Genomic DNA, 15,847 nt, shown 5'->3' with positions numbered 1-15,847 from the left:
CCTATGCCCCGCATCAGGCGAAGTTGACGAGGCGGATATAGCGCACCCAGTCCCAGTTCGGCCCCGGGTCGGTGTGGTCGGTGCCGGGGACCTGGTAGTGGCCGATGATGTGCTCGCGGTCCTTGGGGATGCCGTACCGGTCGCAGACGGACGCGGTGAGCCTGGCCGACTGCTCGTAGAGGGCGTCCGTGAAGTACGCGGGCTGGTCCACCCACCCCTCGTGCTCGATGCCGACGCTGCGCGTGTTGTAGTCCCAATTCCCGGCGTGCCAGGCGATGTTCTGCTCGCGCACCATCTGCGCCACATATCCGTCGGCGGAGCGGACCACATAGTGCGCGGAGACCTTCTTGGCGGGGTTCTGGAAGATCCCGAGCGTGGTCGCGAACGACTCCTGGGTCACATGGATGATCACGTACTCGATCGGATACGTCCCGGGCCGGCCCGACGCCGTGTAGTTGGAGGGCGATGCCGCGACCCAGCGCGCACCCGGGTAGTCGGTGTCCCCGGCGGCCTCCGCGCGGGTCGCGGGGAACAGCATGCCCGCGGCCGCGCTGGCGGCCGCGCCCTGGAAGAGTCTTCTGCGGTTCACGGGAAACGGCGCTCCTGTACGTCGATCGTCGGCGTCGATGGACGTCGATCGTCTCGTTCAACCGGCAAAAACCTGGCTGAGGTTACGGTACGGGCCGCCGAACGCGGGACGGAAGACTCGGCGCGCCTCGCGGACGCGCGCGCCGCGACGCCCGGTGCCGCTGACCGACTTTGGCGTAACTTCCGTACAGGGGTTCCGAGATGACCGATTCGGGCCGACTCTGTTGGCTATGGCCACGCCGCCCGTACCGCCACGCCCACCGGGGCCGCCCCCGTCCGGCGGGGGCTTCGGTCCTCCCGCCTGGGAGCCGCCGCTTTCACCGCCACCTCTGCCGTCGCCGGGTGCGGGCGGCCGCAAGGGTGTCCTCATACTGCTCGGCATCATGGTGGCCGCCGCAGCGGTCGTCGCGGTGGTACTGGTGGTCAACGGCAGTGGTGGCGGGTCGGGCGGGAAGTCGACGCAGAGCCCGACGCCTACATCGACCGGATCCGAGACCCCGAATCCGACGCCTTCGCTGAGTCTGCCGAGCGTGCTCCCGTCGGGGCTGCCCTCGGATTTCCCGACGAACCTCCCGTCGACTCTTCCGTCGGGGCTGCCTAGCGACTTCCCCAGCGACCTGCTCCCCAGCGACTTCCCGAGTGGCTTCCCGAGCGGCCTGCCCACCGCGCTCCCGGGCGACATACTGCCGTCGGCGGCGGACGAAGGCGGTGACGAGCTGCCCTTCTACGAGCTTCAGGCGGGCGCGGCCCTTGGGGGTCGCCAGGGATAGGGGAGGGAACCGGTCGTCGGCTCTGCTCGGCGCGCAGTCTGACCGGTCCTGAGTGCCGTAGGCCTCAGCGCACGAGCGTTCGCGCGATCGTCGCTTGGCCGCCGACCTGGATTCGGTGCTCCGCGCCGTCGTGGTGAATGGTGGCTGTGATGGTCGACGGGCAGCCGAGGTGGTCGCCCATGTCGACGATGAGGCGGTCCGTACCGGATCCGGCCGCGCGCGCGGCCAGGCAGGCCGTGCTGTTGGCGTTGGCGATGTCCTCGGGGACTCCGATCGACGGCGCGAACATCCTGGCTGCCGCCCGGCCGCGCCGGTCCGGGAGCGAGTAGGCGTAGCAGCCCAGCAGACCGTGGCGGTCGCAGGCTGCGCGCAGCAAGGCGAACTCCGGGGTGAGTTCGGCCAGTACGGCGCGGGACCGGACGGGCAGCAGAAGCCTCGGCCGCCCGTTCGACGCCACGCAGGCGTCCCCGGCGACCGCGTCCTCGGGCAGTCCGAGGCCGTGTGCGATCGCCTCCAGTTCGGGGTCTTGGGCGTCGCGCAGGCTGACCGGGCCTGGATCGAACGATGCTGTCAGGCTGTCGCCGTTTCGGGTGGCCCGGCCGTCGAAGCTGCGGTGGGTCGTCCGCAGGACGGCGCGGTAGTCGTCGCCGCCTTCACGTTCGGCGAGCAGCGCGAGGGCGGCGACGGTGCCGTGGCCGCAGGCGGGCAGTTCGCCTGCGGCGGTGAAGAACCGGAGGGTGTACGACGGATGGCCGCGCTCGGTTGCGGTCGCGCGGAGGAAGACGGCGTGCGACGTTCCCAACTCCGTGGGAATACGGCGTCGTTCCTCGTCGGTCAACGGCGCGTCGTCCAGAACGGCGGTCGCGCTGCCACCCCTGCGCTGTCGCTGACACGCGTCGACGATCGCTACCTCGGGCATGGCGCGGGGCCGGTGGTCAGCAGCATCGTCAGGTCGAGTGCGGGCGCGCTGTGTGTCAACGCTCCGACCGAGATGAGGTCGACGCCCGTTTCGGCAATGGCGCGGACACTGTCCAGGCGGACGGTACCCGAGGCCTCCAGCAGGATCCGGGGAGCGTCGGCCCGTCCGGCCCGGATCTTGACCACCTGCTCGATGTCGGCCAACGGCATGTTGTCGAGCATGATCCAGCGGGCCCCGGCATCGAGCGCCTCAGCAGCCTCTGCCACGGTCTGCACCTCGACATCGACCTCCACCGTCTGCCCGGTACGCGCCATCCCGCGGCGGACCGCCTCGATCGCTGCGGTCACCCCGCCCGCCGCGGCGATGTGGTTCTCCTTGAGCAGGACCATCGCCGCGAGGTCGAGCCGGTGGTTGCGGCCACCGCCGACGGCCACCGCGTACTTGTCGAGGGCACGCAGGCCCGGTGCCGTCTTGCGGGTGTCCAGAATGCGGGTCCTGGTCGCGGCCACGGCCTGGACGTAGCGGTCGGTCAGCGTCGCGATGCCGCACAGGCGCTGCAGGAAGTTCAGCGCCGTGCGCTCGCCGGTGATCAGGCTGCGCGCCGGACCGGACAGGCGCAACAGGACGTCGCCGTCGGCCAGCCGGGCGCCGTCGGCGACGCTCGCCTCGATCTCGACCTCGGAATCGACCTGCGCGAAGACCTCGGCGACCGCGGGGAGTCCGGCGGCAATGCCGCTCTGCCGGGTGCGGACTTCGGCCGTGGCCGCCAGGTCTTCGGGGACACTCCACGTGGTGGTGATGTCGTTCCCCGAGGCGTCCTCGGCCAGGGCGGCGGCGACGGCGGTTCGTCCCGCAGCCGAGGGAAACTGTGTCGTGGTCATCTGGTCTCCATCTCCGAGTGGGCGTTGAGCCTGGTGGTCACCACCACTGACTCAGCTGCAGCGCCGGTAGTGCTCCCAGGCGGTGATCGTGGGATTCCGCAGTGCACGGTGCGAGGCGACGCGGGTGGGTGGTTGCCACCACGGTCCCCTTCGTTTCGTTTTCCGAAGCGATTGCCGATGGTAGCGTTTCGGAACTCGAAGCATCAACCTTGGAGGCTGGATTCCACGCCATGCCAACTCCTAAGCCCGGCAAGCCAGTTCGTGGCTCGACCACCGGTCGTCCCCTCATGGCCGCACTCGACCTGTTCGGACGGCGGTGGAGCCTGCGCATCCTTTGGGAGCTGCGCGGGGGTCCCCTTGGGTTCCGCCCCCTGCAGAAGCAGTGCGACGACATGTCCTCCAGCGTGATGCGGCAGCGCCTGACCGAACTGCTGGATGCCCACGTGGTTCACCAACTACCCGACAGCCGGTACGAGCTCACTCCACTGGGGCGGGATGCCTGCCTCGCACTCGGCCCCCTCGCCCAGTGGTCGAACCGCTGGGCGGCGACGCTCGACCCGCAACCGGCGCACCGCAACAGCGAGCGGCCCACCGGCGGCACCTCGCATCCCGATGCCGTGGGCGACGGGACGCCCGAGAGGGGTTCGGCCGACTGACGCCCGCGCGGCCTGGGTTGGGCACGCTCGATGACATGCGTTCACAACGGCGCTGCAACTCCCGGAAGCCTGCAGGGGCTTGGCTCAGTTCCACAGGATGCGCAGCGTTCGGCGCCGCCCGAGCAGATCGAGTGCAGCCATGACCGGGCGCCCTGAATCGGACCCTCGTACCGGTGAACCCGGCCGAGGAGTTCTGGCTTCCATGCCTACTCCTTGCGCTTCGGGTTTCGACTGAGACATCGCCTTTTCCAACAGCGCACCACAATCGGCCAGTTCCTTGCGAACCGCCCTCTGAAATGCCCGGTGATCCGTCGCCGGGGCTGATCAATCCGAGTGTCGACTCGAAGCCTGGCGCGCTTGTCCGAACACAGGAGGTTTCCATGCCCAAGGGCTACTGGGTCAGCGTCTACCGCACCATTTCCGACCCCGAGAAGCTAGCCGCCTACAACAAGCTGGCTGGTCCGGCCGTCCAGGCCGGGGGCGGGCGGAGGCTCGCTGTCGGCGGTCGGGTCGTCGCCCACGACGCCGGAATCGCCGAGCGCACCATCCTGATCGAGTTCGACACCTTTGAACAGGCGGTCGCGGCACGCGAGAGCGCGGCATACCAGGAGGCGCTGGTCGTCCTTTCCGACGGCGTCGAGCGCGACTTCCGTATCGTCGAAGGCGCCGACTGACCGGCCTACTGACGTTCTCCGCGCCATCATGCGGGCTGGGTGGTGATGGTGCACAGGCGCTTGGTGGCCCGGGTCAGGGCCACGTACAGGTCCCTCTCCCCGCCGGGGCGGGCCGTGATGATCTCGTCGGGGTTCAGGACGATGACCCCGTCGAACTCAAGGCCACGTGCTTCGGACGCGGGCACGATGCGTGCGTGGTCGGCGATGCCGTGAGCCGTCAACTGGCCCACCCTGGTGTCCGCGCAGATCACTCCCAGGAGGTCGTCCGGCTGCGCGGTGCTCTGGGCGCGCAGTTCCTCCATGACGGCGGTGACCAACCCGTCCCCATGCGTGGTCACGGTGCGCGGGCTCTCACCGCTGCGCAGTGACCGCGTGGGCCGCTGGTCCGGAGCGATCCGCGCGAGCAGGTCCCGGACGCTCTCCAGGATCTCCTGCGTGGTGCGGTAACTGACCGTCAGGTCGTGCAGCCTGAACCGCGTCCCGACATGCGGGCTCAGGGCTTCCTTCCAGTCGCGTGCCGTCGTGGCCGGGCCCGACTGGGCGAAGTCACCCACCAGCGTCATCGCCCTCGCCGGGCAGCGGCGGACGATCATCCGCCACTGCATAGCGGTCAGTTCCTGCGCCTCGTCGACGACGACATGCCCGTACGTGCGCTTGGGCGGGCCGTCGACCAGGCTCGCCGCCTCGTCCAGCAACGGCACGTCCGCATCGGTCCACGGGGCGTCCGGGGCACGCAGGAGAAGGGACTGCTCCTGCGGGGTCAGGGTCGGCAGACGCTCGGCCAGGGCGTCGGTATCCGTCAGCAGTGCCTTCACGAGGTTGCCGGGTGCCAGCCGCGGCCACAGTGCCTCGACCGCCCGGTCGACACCGGCGTCGTCGAGGAGATCGGCCCCGATGGCGTCCAGGTCCAGCTCGTGGACCGGACCCGGGTCGGCAGCGCCCTCGGCACGGCGCTGGGCGACCCCCGTGAACCGGTCGAGGTTCAGGCCCGTCATCTGCTCGGCATCGGCGTCGATCTGCTCCAGGAGGTCGCCCATGTCCCGTTGCATCGCGTTGGTGACGGCGTCGACCAGGAGTTCCTTGAACGCCTGGCGCGCGGGGTTGTGGCCGGATGCGGCCGCCAGAGCGGCGGCGCGTGCGGTGGCGACCTCCTTCTCGGACAGATGGACCAGTTCCTGCCCGACCCGGACGGTGAAGTCACCGGCGGGGGCCTGGTGGTCTCGCAGCAGGCCGGCCAGGGCGTCGGCGAGGTCCAGGCCGCCCTTGAGGCGCGCCGTTTCGAACGGGTCCACCGCGTCCGGGGACACTCCGGCAAGTTCCTGACAGGTCGCCAGATCGACGTCGTTCTCCCCGAGCGAGGGAAGGACCTGGGAGATGTAGTCGAGGAAACGGGCGTTGGGGCCCACCACGAGGACCCCTTCCTCCGCGGCGCGCGGGAACGCGTACAGGACGTAGGCCGCCCGGTGCAGGGCGACCACCGTCTTGCCGGTGCCGGGCCCGCCCTGCACGACGGTCACCCCGCGGTGGGCGGAGCGGACGATCTCGTCCTGCTCGGCCTGCAGCGTCGCGACAGCCGCGTGCATCCTGCCCGTACGCCGTGCCGACAGAGCCTCGGTCAACGGGCCGTCCCCCACGACGTCTTCGTCGGTCGGGTCGGTCCCGTCGAGCAGTTCGTCGCTCACCGAGACGACCGTGCGCTCCTTGAGGCGCAGGTGCCGGCGCCGCCTCAGATCCATCGGGTGGACCGGTGTCGCCTCGTAGAAGGGCCGCGCCGCGTTCGCGCGCCAGTCCACGAGCAGCGGCAGTTCGTCCTCCTCCGTGTGCAGTCCGATTCGCCCGATGCGCAGGGCCGTGCCATCCGTCCAGTCGATACGCCCGAAGACCAGCCCCTTTTCGGCGCCTTCCAGCCGGCGGATCTCCTTGGTCAGACGGTCGGCGGCGATCTCTCTCTCGTACGCCTCACCGGCGCCGTCCGCCGGGGCCTTCAACACACTCGCCCGGTTCGCTCGCGCCTCGGAAAGCCGCTCGGTGAGCAGCTCATACAATGAGGACACGTAACGTTGCTCCGATTCAACCGCCCGCACGGCAGAATCATTTATGTGTGACAACAAGGGGCTCCTTCGATTCGAGCCGCACCATACGGCCAAAGTTCCCTAAAGGTAAGTCTTGACTTACTTGTTGCGTCTATGTCCTTACGGCTGACCGCACTTCGTGTCATGCATTCCGTCGTTTCCCTTGAATGCCGGTGATGCTTTCCCGTGCATGGGAAAGCAGTGAATCCACGGAAAGGTTCGTGGTCGCGTCACAGGCCGGGACGGGGCTGGCCTGCATTCCACATGTGGACACCGGAGGCCGCCGTGATCCGGTTGTGCGACGCGGCGAGTTGGGCGGTGTTCCCGCCGCCGTGTGCCGTCCGGATGCCGGACCTCAACGAATCAACATGCTGACTTGACAGGGAAGATGAGGGTGACGGGTCTTGCTCAGACCCATGTCGTCGGCGAGACAGCCGCCGAGCCCCAACGAGGTCATGTCCGCGAGCCAGTTGAGGCCGCGTAGCTGCGCGGCGAGCGCTGGGGGCTGTTCGATCGCGTACGCGCGCGTGGCGCGGCGCGACCAGCGCGTCCATATGTGCGCGTGGCCCGAACCCCACCTGCGGCAGCGCCCGATTCGGCCCACACCTCGGCCGCGACCGCCGTCAGCTCGTCGACGTGGTCAGGGAAGGCGGTCGGTGCGGTGTCGTCGGCGTGCCAGAAGGCGATACGGCCGGTGCGGGCGGGGTCGGCGGGCAGGAAGGCGACGTGGCAGCGGGCGAGTTCGTCGAGTGCGGCGGGTGTGGGCGCGGTTGCGGGCGTGGGGAGAGTGTGACCGGTGATGACACATTCCTCAAACTTGACTACTGCGGGTCGGAATCGCCGAGGGTACCGGGCGCGGGCGCCGACCGGGCGTCTTCACGCCGTGACCTGGGTCACTGTTCGAGCCGCGGCTCGTGCCCCTGCGGGCAACCCCTACCGGTGCACCCGACCTCTCGGGGTGGCGTCAGCACCACCCCGCCCCCGGGACAGTCCCCCCGGCGGTCCGGGTGGTGGCGCCATGGTGGCAATGGCCCCCGGATTCGTACGTTTCATGAGGTCAGCGCAGGTGACTGCGAGGGACTTCCCACCGACTGCCGACCCGCCAACGACCGGAGATCCGTCATGCCCCAGGCCATCGTGAACGCCGAGTCCGACGCGACCGCGGTGAGGCTCGCGCCCCCTCCGCGTCCCGTCGGCCGGAGCAGCGAGTTCACCCCGCTCCTCAAGGCGGTGAAGGGGCAGGGGCTGCTGGAGCGGCGCACGGGCTGGTACGCGGCGGGCATCGCCGTCAACTTCCTCGCCCTCGCCGCGACCGTCACGGCCATGGCGCTCACCGGCGACACCTGGTGGACCCTGCTGTACGCCGTACCGCTCGCCGTGCTGTGGGCCCGTACCGCGTTCTTCGGGCACGACGCCGGCCACGCCCAGATAACCCGCGGCCGACGCGCGGGCAGGATCATCGGCCTGATCCACAGCGATCTGCTGCTCGGCATGAGTTACGCCTGGTGGAACGACAAGCACAACCGGCATCACGCCAACCCCAACCACGTCGACAAGGACCCGGACGTCGGCGTCGGCGCGATGGTGTGGACCGAGAAGCAGGCCGAGCGCCGCGAGGGCTTCGCCCGCTGGCTCACCCGCAACCAGGCCCGGCTCTTCTTCCCGATGCTGCTGCTCGAAGGCATCGCGCTGAAGGTGTACGGCTTCCAGGACCTGCGCAGGCAGCCGCCGCGCGAACGCGTCGTCGAGGCTTTGCTGCTCATCGCCCACCTCGCCGGATACGCGACGCTGCTCCTCACCGTGCTCTCGACCGGCAAGGCGCTGGTCTTCGCGCTGCTCCACCACGCCCTCTTCGGGCTCCACCTGGGCATGACGTTCGCGCCGAACCACAAGGGCATGGAGATGCCGGACGCCGACGACGAGGGCTGGGGCCATCTGCGCCGCCAGGTCCTGACCTCGCGCAACGTACGCGGCGGACTCCTGACCGACTGGTTCCTGGGCGGCCTGAACTACCAGATCGAGCACCACCTCTTCCCCAGCATGCCCCGCCCGCACCTGCGCCTCGTCCAGCCGATGGTGCGCGCCCACTGCCGGGCGGTCGGCATCCCGTACACGGAGACCTCGCTGATCGACTCCTACCGGCAGGCCCTGCGGCATATGCACGCGGTGGGGGCGCCGCTGCGGCGGGGTGGGGCGGGATAGCCGGAGCGCGGATGTGCCCGCGTCGTCGTACTCCGGGAGGAGGCCGTACGACGGGGGCGCGCCGCATAGTGGAAGCAGACGGCCGGTGTGCGATGCGGTCCGATCCGGTGCGGATGACGGATTCGGGACATGTGGACGTAATCGGGTGCCGGGCGGCGGAACCGGGGGAGATCCCCACACGTTCCCCAGACAGAGAGCGGCGGCGGAAGCAGCCGCGAAGGAGGCGACGGACATGTCGAAGCGCGCGATGATCGCCGCCGGTGGAGTGGTGGTGGGACTCATTCTGATCCCGCTGATCGGATTCCTGCCGGCGCTGCTGGTGCTCATAGGGGTGCCCGTCGTGGCCTATCTGATGCTGGACCCGAGCCAGCGCCGCCGGCTGCGCCACATCACCCGCAAGGAACTCGGCCGCTGACCTGCTGAGACCGTCCGGGAGGCTCCCCGACCGCCCGGACGGCTCGCTGCCGCGCCGGGATAGGGTCGCGGTGATCGACGGCACGGCAGGCAAGGGGGTCCGCGCGATGGGCGGAACGGTCACAGCGGTCAGCAGCAACGGCGAGTACTCGTTCACCAAGCCGAACAGGGACAGCATCACCCTGCTCTCGGGTCTCGGCGTGGCGGGCGACGTCCACGCGGGCGTGACGGTCAAACACCGCTCCCGGGTGGCCCAGGACCCCACTCGGCCGAACCTGCGCCAGGTCCACCTCATCCATGAGGAACTGTTCGGTGAAGTGGCCGAGAAGGGCTTCGAGGTCCTCCCCGGCCAGCTCGGCGAGAACATCACGACGGGCGGTCTCGACCTGCTCTCCCTGCCCGCCGGCACGTTGCTGCACATCGGAGCGGAGGCTGTCGTCGAGATAACCGGCCTGCGCAACCCCTGCCTGCAGATCGACACCTTCCAGAACGGTCTGCTCAAGCAGGTCGTCGGCCGCGACGAGACGGGCGCAGTCGTGCGCAAGGCCGGGATCATGAGCGTGGTCCTGGCGGGCGGTGTGATCCGGCCCGGCGACCCGATCCAGGTGCAGCTCCCGACGGAGCCTCACCGCGCGCTCGAACAGGTCTGAGTCGGGGCGAGCGCTGGTGGGGGGCGGGGGCGGGCTACGAGGCGGCCCGGTGCGCCGCCGGGGTGGGTGACGGCGTGGCCGGGAGTGCTGCCGGGGTGGGTGGAGACGTGGCCGGGAGTGCCGCCGGGATGGGTGGCGGCCTAAGTCGCCCGCGCCGCTCTACGCTCCCGCCTCACCCGCGTAGTAGTCCCGCATCAGCTCCGCCGACCAGGCCGGCTGGACCGTCTCGCCGCGCGGTCCGAACTCGGCCATGTACGGCTTGATGTCCAGCACCGGCGTGCCGTCCACCGCGTCGAGGCCGGTCACATGGACATCGAGCCCGTCGACCTTCACGAGTCGACAGCGCGAGACCCCGAGCCGGTTCGGCCGGTTCTTGCCGCGCTGGGCGAAGATCCCGACGAGTGGCCAGTCGGGGTTGCCGCGCGGGTGCCGGGCCCCCGACTCGATCTTCTCGGGCGGCACCTGGTCGAAGTGGTAGACGACCTCCAGATGCGAGAACTCCGCGAGCCCGAACAGCGCGTCGGGGCCGAACTGTTCGGCATCGAGCCGGATCACCGCCGACTCGCCGCCCCAGTGGTCGTCGACCACCTCCACCCGCCCACCGACGACGCGTGCCACCGGACGGCACACCACTTCGCCGCCGAACCCGCCCACTTCACCCTCACCAGCCATGCGCGTTCCTCCCGTATGCCGCCCGTATAGGACACCGGTTCACCGCGTCCCGGGGCGGCTCCCGGCGTACGCGAACGCCCCCCGGCGTACTCGTCATTGCGTTCCGCCCGTGATCGACGGGCTGTCAGGATCGTACGCATGATGATCCGAAAGGAGGCCGTCCGATCCCACAGTGATCGCTGATGGCCCACTCCACCCCACCCCAGCCGCTGACCCCCGAGTGGACCAGTACCCGCTTCGGCGCCCTGCCGTTCCCGCCCTTGAACACCCCACCGGGACCGCGCGCCGAACGGCCCGGTTGCTACGCGAGCGCGGCACGGTGGGATGAGGCGTGGCGGGCCGGACTGGACGCGCTCTGCCGTCATCCGGCAAGGATGTGGCCATAGAGGCGTTGCTGGTGGACCGGGCGGTGCGTGTTGAAGGGTTACTGACGGGCGCGGTGACCGGGCCGGGGTGGTGGCGTCGGGGCGTGCGGGCTCAGGACGGCCGTACGGCCATGGCGTCCAGGGCTTCGAGCAGCCCCGGCAACTGCGGCCCGCGCCCCACCGGCACCACTTGGCCGGGCTCGTCGTCGAGCAGTATGAACGCGATGTCGTCGGTCCTGGCGACCATCGACCACCCCGGACCATCCGCCCGCAGCATCCGCGCCCCACCCGGCGCAAAGCTCGACCGCACGCGCCCGAGCGGGGGAGGGGAGTCAAGGTACTCCCGCACCTCGGCCAGCACTTGCTCTACGCGCGCGTTGAGCTCGTCCGGGGCGGAGTCGGGGGTGCCTTCGCTGTCGTCGTCCCCGGCTGTGACCGGCGGGGCGTCGTCGTCAAGGCGGCGGTCGGCGTCGTCCGCTTGGTCGTCGACCTGGTCGTCCGCCGCCCCTTCGGCAGCCGGGCTCGCCGCCTCGGCCTCACCGTCCGGGCTCGCCACCTCATCCTCGTCGCCGCCGGAGATCTGCTCACGCCACATCGCCCACTGCAACGCGACCTCGTCGGCGCCGAGGCGCCGCTGCGGCGAGCCCCACACACTCGTGTCGGGCGGGGTGAGGGGCGGCCGAACCGTACCGTCCTCGTCCGGTTCGGGCTCGGGGTCGTGCGGCGGGGCAACTCCCGGCGCGGCGACGGCGAGTTCCAGCGGCCAGCCGGGCAGCGCGGCGACCACCGTACGCTCGTCCGGCGACAGGTCGTACTCCATGCCGCAGTCCCAGGACGCGATCGCGACCGCGACCAGCGAGACGTCGTCGACGACCACGGTCCAGCGCGCGCCGGCTCCGTCCTGGCCGAGGACCATCCCGTACCCGCCCGCGTACGGTTCGAGGCCGAGCGCCGCGCACGCCTCCGGGAAGTCGTCGCCGAGCACGCTGGGGAACTGCGCGGGCGTCAGCAACACCGCCGTGAGCACATACAGCGCTTCATCGGCTGTCACGGCCGCCTCGGCCTCGGCTGTGGCGGCCGCCGCCTCGTCCGTCCCGGTCACGGAACCCACCCCTTCGGATCGCTCGTCGGCGCACCATAGCTACTCCACAAGCCGATCGTCGAGGGTTTGCGGCACCGGGCGCCGCAGATGGCAACAGCCGAGATCAGACGGCATGGAGACGCCGCACGACGAGATCCGCCAAGATCAGATGGATCAGGCGAGATCAGCCGATGTACGCCAGGATCGGGCGTGTTGGGTGGGGAGGGGGCACTCCCCAGCGGCGCTCTCCGGTCAGTGCTCTGAATCCGGCGCTGTCCCGATGAGCGCCGAGGGCGGAGGGATCAGCTGACCGGCAGCCCCATCAGCGACCGCGCGACGGCCTGCGGCGACTCGTCGCGCTCACGCGCCAGCGCGATCACCGCGCGGCACGCCAACTCCCGCACGCCGAAGGACATCGCCTCGGGAGACACCCACCCCGCCACCTCGTCGAGTGTCTCCTGGTCGTCGTCCGCGCAGGCCGCGACGTACATGGCCGCCGCCTCGAATATGTTGTGCTGCCGTACGGGCTCACGCCGTGCCGGTTTCCGGACTCTGCCGAACAAACGAAACATCCGGACTGCCTTCCCGATGGGTGCTTCTCACAAGTTGCCCATGAGATGCCCACCAAACGTCCTTCCTCAACGTAGAGTTGAACGCCGGGCAAAGGAAGGAATCGCGCGGCGTCCGCCCGAACCCGCCCGCGCGACCGCTCAGGATTCGAGCGTACGAAGCGTGGTACGCAACCACTTCAGCTCCGCCGCACTCGTAGCCCGGGCCACCACGAGGATTCCGCTCCGGAACGGGTCGTCCAACTCCTCGGCCGCGAGCGGTCGTTCACCGTCGTAGAAAAAGCTCGCCGGCTCTTCGAGGAAGCTCAACCGCCGACGCAGCACCGCCGCCTGCAGCTTCGGCTCGGACAGGTGCCGCAGAAAAGCGAGCAGTGTGAACCACCGGTTCTCGTCCGTGATCTCCAGTTGCTCGGGCTCGGCGAGCCGCCGCAGCAACTCCGCCCGGCCCTCGTCGGTGAGCGTGAGCACATGGCGGGGCGCCGCCCCCACCCCCGGCTGCGTCTCCCGCGCGAGCAACCCGGCCTTCTCCAGCCGCTTGATCGCCGGATAGAGGGTGCTCTCGCCCACCGGACGCACATGCCCGGTCAGCGCCGTGATGCGTTTGCGCAGCTCATAGCCGTGCAGTGGCGCTTCATACAGAAATCCCAAGATGGCGAGCTCAAGCATGCCCGCATTCTGCCGTACCCGCGGGATACATCGCTATCGTAGTACCTCGATGCCGATGTATAGTCGCGATGCACGCACAGCCAGCAGGCATAACGGGGGAGTGGACCATGCGACAGACCGCGTTCGACGAGCAGGGCAGCCAGATCCGGTGGACCGAGTCGGCGGGAGCGAACCGGGAAGGCGTGAGCCTCGGGGACCCGAAGCCGGATGGACCGAAGCCGAAGCGGCCGAACGGTTCGAGCACGCCAGACGGTTCAAGTGGGCCCGACAGCTTGAGCGGGCCTGATGGATCCAAGCCGCCCCTCGTGTACGTACACGGGCTCGGCTCGGCCTCGACCATCTACCACGCCCACATCGCCGCCACCCCCGAACTCGCCTCCCGCAGGCAGCTCTTCGTGGACCTGCCCGGCCACGGCATCAGCGACCGCCCCGCCGACTTCGGCTACAGCCTGGAGGAACACGCGGACGCCCTCGCCGCCGCGATCGACGCCGCAGGTGCCACCGGGGCTGAGGTGGCAGGGCACAGCATGGGCGGCGCGGTCGCCATCGTCCTGGCCGCCCGCCGTCCCGACCTCGTGTCCCGCCTGGTCCTCACCGAGGCCAACCTCGATCCCCACCCCACTCCGGCGGCCGGGAGCAGCGGGATCGCCACATACACCGAGGACGACTTTGTCCATGGCGGCGGCTTCGCAGCCGTCCTGGACCGGATCGGCCCGCTGTGGGCGGCAACGATGCGGCTCGCCGACCCACTCGCCCTGCACCGCACGGCCGTCGGCCTCGTACGAGGCACGCGGCCCACCATGCGCCACCTGCTGATGGGCCTGCCCATCGACCGCACCTATCTGGTCGGTGGAATCGACGACGACCTCGCGGGCCGCGACGAGCTCATCGCCTCGGGGGTCCACGTCGAGGTCGTACCGAACGCGGGCCACAACATCATGTTCGACAACCCGATCGCCTTCGTCCGGGCGATCGCTGACCGACCGTAACCGTCACGCGGGCCCACCACCACCCCTCCTGCTACTTCTCGCGCACCGCGAGCGCCAGGTATCGCGAGTCCTCGTCCACATACGACACCAACCGCCATCCCGCCCCCGCGAGCAGTGGCCGCAACTGCGGCTCCGCTCGCAGATCGTCCCGCGTGATCTGCCGCCCCTGGCGCGCGGCGAGGGCCGCGCGCCCGATGGGGTGGAAGAGCGCCAGCTGCCCGCCCGGCCGCACCACTCGCGCCAACTCCCGCAGGTTCTCCTCCGGTTCGGGCAGATGCGAGATCAGACCCGCACCGAAGACCGCGTCCAGCGAACCCGTCCGCAGCGGCAGCCGGGCCACATCGCCCAACAGCAGCCGTCCGACCTCGTCACGCCCGGCCTGCACTGCCGCTTCGAGCATCTCGGGCGTCAGGTCGACCCCGAGCACGGTCCCCGCGGGGCCCACCGCATCCCGCAGCGGTGGCAGCGCCCGGCCGGTCCCGCAGCCGGCGTCGAGCACGGTGTCCCCCGCACGCAGCCCCAGCTCCGCGACAGCCGCCGCATACGCCGGACCGTCGTCCGGAAAGCGACTGTCCCAGTCCGCAGCCCGGACACCGAAGAATTCCTGAACGCGCATGTGGTCGTCGGCCATGTGCCCATGATCCCTCATTGACTCGCCCCCTCCACCCTGGCGTGGATGGCTGAAACACATGCTCGATGCGCACGTTCGAACCCTGCTCGATCGTTCGGTAGCGCAGTTGTGTCAAATTTCAACAGCTTTCGAAATGCGCCCCAGCGGCGCGCCCCCTTCCGGACTACCGTCCCGGGGTCATGGGACACCTGGACCACGCCGCCTTTGGCTGGCTGACCCCCGTGCTGTCGTATCTGATGGCTTGCATCGGCGCAGCTCTCGGGCTGCGCTGCACCGTACGGGCGCTCGGTGTGACCGGCCGCTCCCGGCGCAACTGGCTCGTCACCGCCGCGTCCGCGATCGGCACCGGCATCTGGACCATGCACTTCGTGGCGATGCTCGGGTTCGCCGTCACCGGCACGGACATCCACTACAACGTTCCACTCACCCTCCTCAGTCTGCTCGTCGCGATGATCGTCGTCGGCGTGGGAGTCTTCGCCGTCGGCTATGGCAAGGACCGCACCCGGGCCCTGCTGCTGGGCGGCCTCACCACCGGCCTCGGCGTGGCCAGCATGCATTACCTCGGCATGGCGGCTCTTCGAATGCACGGCCAGATCCACTACGACCCGGCTCTCGTGGGCCTTTCCGTGGTCATCGCCGTCGTCGCGGCCACGGCTGCCCTATGGGCGGGACTCAACATCAAGTCCCCTGCCGCCGTTGCCGTCGCGGCTCTCGTCATGGGCGCGGCCGTCAGCAGCATGCACTACACCGGAATGATCGCGGTGAGCGTACACGTCACCCCGTCCGGCGGCGGACTGCCCGGAGCCACGGCCATGCAGTTCATCTTCCCCCTCGCTGTCGGACTCGGCTCCTACCTCTTCATCACCTCTGCTTTCGTCGCGCTCTCACCGACGGCCCGCGAACGCTCGGCGTACCGCTCCGCTGAGTTCGCAGAATCCGACGATCCCGCCATCTCGGTCGACGCGGTCATCCCTCATCCAACTAACGCGTCCAGGTGACCCCGTTCACCGTCTGCGCCACCGCTGTCTCAAACCCACCCACTCTCACA

General features: G+C 69.7%; 17 protein-coding genes and 2 pseudogenes. 8 read left to right on the top strand and 11 right to left on the bottom strand.

What is annotated here, in order from left to right:
- Positions 1–13 precede the first annotated feature (13 nt).
- On the bottom strand, positions 14–538 hold the full coding sequence (locus ACT1U9_RS01155; protein ID WP_444538972.1) for an N-acetylmuramoyl-L-alanine amidase: 525 nt from the start codon (positions 536–538) through the stop codon (positions 14–16).
- Positions 539–971: 433 nt separating this feature from the next.
- Between ACT1U9_RS01155 and ACT1U9_RS01150 the strand changes: the two genes are divergently transcribed.
- Entirely contained in the window at positions 972–1,358 is a 387-nt protein-coding gene (locus tag ACT1U9_RS01150) for a hypothetical protein (protein ID WP_444536473.1), read from the top strand.
- A 64-nt stretch (positions 1,359–1,422) separates the two neighbouring features.
- On the opposite strand, the gene ACT1U9_RS01145 is transcribed toward ACT1U9_RS01150, so the two are convergent.
- Together ACT1U9_RS01145 and nadC are read right to left on the bottom strand one after the other, a co-directional pair.
- Positions 1,423–2,277 (bottom strand): PhzF family phenazine biosynthesis protein, encoded by an 855-nt coding sequence (locus ACT1U9_RS01145; protein ID WP_444536472.1) that lies wholly within the window; start codon positions 2,275–2,277, stop codon positions 1,423–1,425.
- Positions 2,265–3,158 carry a carboxylating nicotinate-nucleotide diphosphorylase gene (gene nadC / locus ACT1U9_RS01140; RefSeq protein WP_444536471.1) on the bottom strand — a complete coding sequence of 298 codons (894 nt, stop codon included), beginning with the start codon at positions 3,156–3,158 and terminating at the stop codon, positions 2,265–2,267. Before nadC ends, ACT1U9_RS01145 begins: the two co-directional genes overlap by 13 nt.
- A 128-nt stretch (positions 3,159–3,286) precedes the next feature.
- On the opposite strand from nadC, the gene ACT1U9_RS01135 reads away from it, so the two are divergent.
- Positions 3,287–3,814 (top strand): winged helix-turn-helix transcriptional regulator, encoded by a 528-nt coding sequence (locus ACT1U9_RS01135; RefSeq protein WP_444536470.1) that lies wholly within the window; start codon positions 3,287–3,289, stop codon positions 3,812–3,814.
- Positions 3,815–3,836: 22 nt separating this feature from the next.
- Here ACT1U9_RS01135 and ACT1U9_RS01130 read toward each other — a convergent pair.
- Positions 3,837–4,018, bottom strand: a pseudogene (locus tag ACT1U9_RS01130) (winged helix-turn-helix transcriptional regulator); the annotation flags it as partial.
- A gap of 176 nt (positions 4,019–4,194) precedes the next feature.
- Between ACT1U9_RS01130 and ACT1U9_RS01125 the strand changes: the two are divergent.
- On the top strand, positions 4,195–4,488 hold the full coding sequence (locus ACT1U9_RS01125) for a DUF1330 domain-containing protein (RefSeq protein ID WP_444536469.1): 294 nt from the start codon (positions 4,195–4,197) through the stop codon (positions 4,486–4,488).
- Between the two features lie 26 nt (positions 4,489–4,514).
- Here the strand turns inward: ACT1U9_RS01125 and ACT1U9_RS01120 are convergent, their stop codons facing one another.
- Together ACT1U9_RS01120 and ACT1U9_RS01115 are read right to left on the bottom strand one after the other, a co-directional pair.
- Positions 4,515–6,542: a HelD family protein gene (locus ACT1U9_RS01120; protein ID WP_444536468.1), complete on the bottom strand. Its 2,028-nt coding sequence runs from the start codon at positions 6,540–6,542 to the stop codon at positions 4,515–4,517.
- Between the two features lie 418 nt (positions 6,543–6,960).
- Positions 6,961–7,074, bottom strand: a pseudogene (locus ACT1U9_RS01115) (SNF2-related protein); the annotation flags it as partial.
- A 608-nt stretch (positions 7,075–7,682) separates the two neighbouring features.
- Here ACT1U9_RS01115 and ACT1U9_RS01110 point away from each other — a divergent pair.
- From ACT1U9_RS01110 to ACT1U9_RS01100, 3 genes are all read left to right on the top strand, one after another.
- On the top strand, positions 7,683–8,762 hold the full coding sequence (locus ACT1U9_RS01110) for a fatty acid desaturase family protein (protein WP_444536467.1): 1,080 nt from the start codon (positions 7,683–7,685) through the stop codon (positions 8,760–8,762).
- Positions 8,763–8,994: 232 nt separating this feature from the next.
- Positions 8,995–9,177 (top strand): hypothetical protein, encoded by a 183-nt coding sequence (locus ACT1U9_RS01105; protein ID WP_188271716.1) that lies wholly within the window; start codon positions 8,995–8,997, stop codon positions 9,175–9,177.
- A 106-nt stretch (positions 9,178–9,283) separates the two neighbouring features.
- The gene (locus ACT1U9_RS01100; RefSeq protein ID WP_444538971.1) at positions 9,284–9,826 is read left to right on the top strand and encodes an MOSC domain-containing protein; all 543 of its coding nucleotides are present in this window, start codon (positions 9,284–9,286) and stop codon (positions 9,824–9,826) included.
- A 159-nt stretch (positions 9,827–9,985) separates the two neighbouring features.
- Here the strand turns inward: ACT1U9_RS01100 and ACT1U9_RS01095 are convergent, their stop codons facing one another.
- The 4 genes from ACT1U9_RS01095 to ACT1U9_RS01080 all read right to left on the bottom strand — a co-directional run bounded on the left by ACT1U9_RS01095 (position 9,986) and on the right by ACT1U9_RS01080 (position 13,179).
- Positions 9,986–10,498 (bottom strand): SAM-dependent methyltransferase, encoded by a 513-nt coding sequence (locus tag ACT1U9_RS01095; RefSeq protein ID WP_444536466.1) that lies wholly within the window; start codon positions 10,496–10,498, stop codon positions 9,986–9,988.
- Between the two features lie 477 nt (positions 10,499–10,975).
- Positions 10,976–11,965 (bottom strand): hypothetical protein, encoded by a 990-nt coding sequence (locus tag ACT1U9_RS01090; protein WP_444536465.1) that lies wholly within the window; start codon positions 11,963–11,965, stop codon positions 10,976–10,978.
- Between the two features lie 281 nt (positions 11,966–12,246).
- The gene (locus ACT1U9_RS01085; RefSeq protein WP_444536464.1) at positions 12,247–12,516 is read right to left on the bottom strand and encodes a hypothetical protein; all 270 of its coding nucleotides are present in this window, start codon (positions 12,514–12,516) and stop codon (positions 12,247–12,249) included.
- Positions 12,517–12,654: 138 nt separating this feature from the next.
- Entirely contained in the window at positions 12,655–13,179 is a 525-nt protein-coding gene (locus tag ACT1U9_RS01080; protein WP_444536463.1) for a PadR family transcriptional regulator, read from the bottom strand.
- A gap of 107 nt (positions 13,180–13,286) precedes the next feature.
- Between ACT1U9_RS01080 and ACT1U9_RS01075 the strand changes: the two genes are divergently transcribed.
- A complete protein-coding gene (locus tag ACT1U9_RS01075) occupies positions 13,287–14,168 on the top strand; it encodes an alpha/beta fold hydrolase (RefSeq protein WP_444536462.1) in 882 nt (293 codons plus the stop codon).
- A gap of 31 nt (positions 14,169–14,199) precedes the next feature.
- On the opposite strand, the gene ACT1U9_RS01070 is transcribed toward ACT1U9_RS01075, so the two are convergent.
- Positions 14,200–14,799: a class I SAM-dependent methyltransferase gene (locus ACT1U9_RS01070; protein WP_444536461.1), complete on the bottom strand. Its 600-nt coding sequence runs from the start codon at positions 14,797–14,799 to the stop codon at positions 14,200–14,202.
- A 179-nt stretch (positions 14,800–14,978) separates the two neighbouring features.
- Between ACT1U9_RS01070 and ACT1U9_RS01065 the strand changes: the two genes are divergently transcribed.
- Positions 14,979–15,797 carry an MHYT domain-containing protein gene (locus tag ACT1U9_RS01065; protein ID WP_444536460.1) on the top strand — a complete coding sequence of 273 codons (819 nt, stop codon included), beginning with the start codon at positions 14,979–14,981 and terminating at the stop codon, positions 15,795–15,797.
- The last annotated feature ends 50 nt before the right edge of the window (positions 15,798–15,847 follow it).

This window comes from Streptomyces sp. BR1, from assembly GCF_052373795.1.
Taxonomy (GTDB): domain Bacteria; phylum Actinomycetota; class Actinomycetes; order Streptomycetales; family Streptomycetaceae; genus Streptomyces.
This window is presented reverse-complemented; position numbering and strand designations above follow the sequence as displayed.

Bases quoted from the DNA above. Each gene is read 5' to 3' on its own strand.
- ACT1U9_RS01080 (WP_444536463.1), bottom strand. From the start codon at position 13,179: ATGCTTGAGCTCGCCATCTTGGGATTTCTGTATGAAGCGCCACTGCAC.
- ACT1U9_RS01095 (WP_444536466.1), bottom strand. From the start codon at position 10,498: ATGGCTGGTGAGGGTGAAGTGGGCGGGTTCGGCGGCGAAGTGGTGTGC.
- ACT1U9_RS01065 (WP_444536460.1), top strand. From the start codon at position 14,979: ATGGGACACCTGGACCACGCCGCCTTTGGCTGGCTGACCCCCGTGCTG.
- ACT1U9_RS01070 (WP_444536461.1), bottom strand. From the start codon at position 14,799: ATGGCCGACGACCACATGCGCGTTCAGGAATTCTTCGGTGTCCGGGCT.
- ACT1U9_RS01145 (WP_444536472.1), bottom strand. From the start codon at position 2,277: ATGCCCGAGGTAGCGATCGTCGACGCGTGTCAGCGACAGCGCAGGGGT.
- ACT1U9_RS01100 (WP_444538971.1), top strand. From the start codon at position 9,284: ATGGGCGGAACGGTCACAGCGGTCAGCAGCAACGGCGAGTACTCGTTC.
- ACT1U9_RS01110 (WP_444536467.1), top strand. From the start codon at position 7,683: ATGCCCCAGGCCATCGTGAACGCCGAGTCCGACGCGACCGCGGTGAGG.
- nadC (WP_444536471.1), bottom strand. From the start codon at position 3,158: ATGACCACGACACAGTTTCCCTCGGCTGCGGGACGAACCGCCGTCGCC.
- ACT1U9_RS01105 (WP_188271716.1), top strand. From the start codon at position 8,995: ATGTCGAAGCGCGCGATGATCGCCGCCGGTGGAGTGGTGGTGGGACTC.
- ACT1U9_RS01085 (WP_444536464.1), bottom strand. From the start codon at position 12,516: ATGTTTCGTTTGTTCGGCAGAGTCCGGAAACCGGCACGGCGTGAGCCC.
- ACT1U9_RS01125 (WP_444536469.1), top strand. From the start codon at position 4,195: ATGCCCAAGGGCTACTGGGTCAGCGTCTACCGCACCATTTCCGACCCC.
- ACT1U9_RS01150 (WP_444536473.1), top strand. From the start codon at position 972: ATGGTGGCCGCCGCAGCGGTCGTCGCGGTGGTACTGGTGGTCAACGGC.
- ACT1U9_RS01155 (WP_444538972.1), bottom strand. From the start codon at position 538: ATGCTGTTCCCCGCGACCCGCGCGGAGGCCGCCGGGGACACCGACTAC.
- ACT1U9_RS01075 (WP_444536462.1), top strand. From the start codon at position 13,287: ATGCGACAGACCGCGTTCGACGAGCAGGGCAGCCAGATCCGGTGGACC.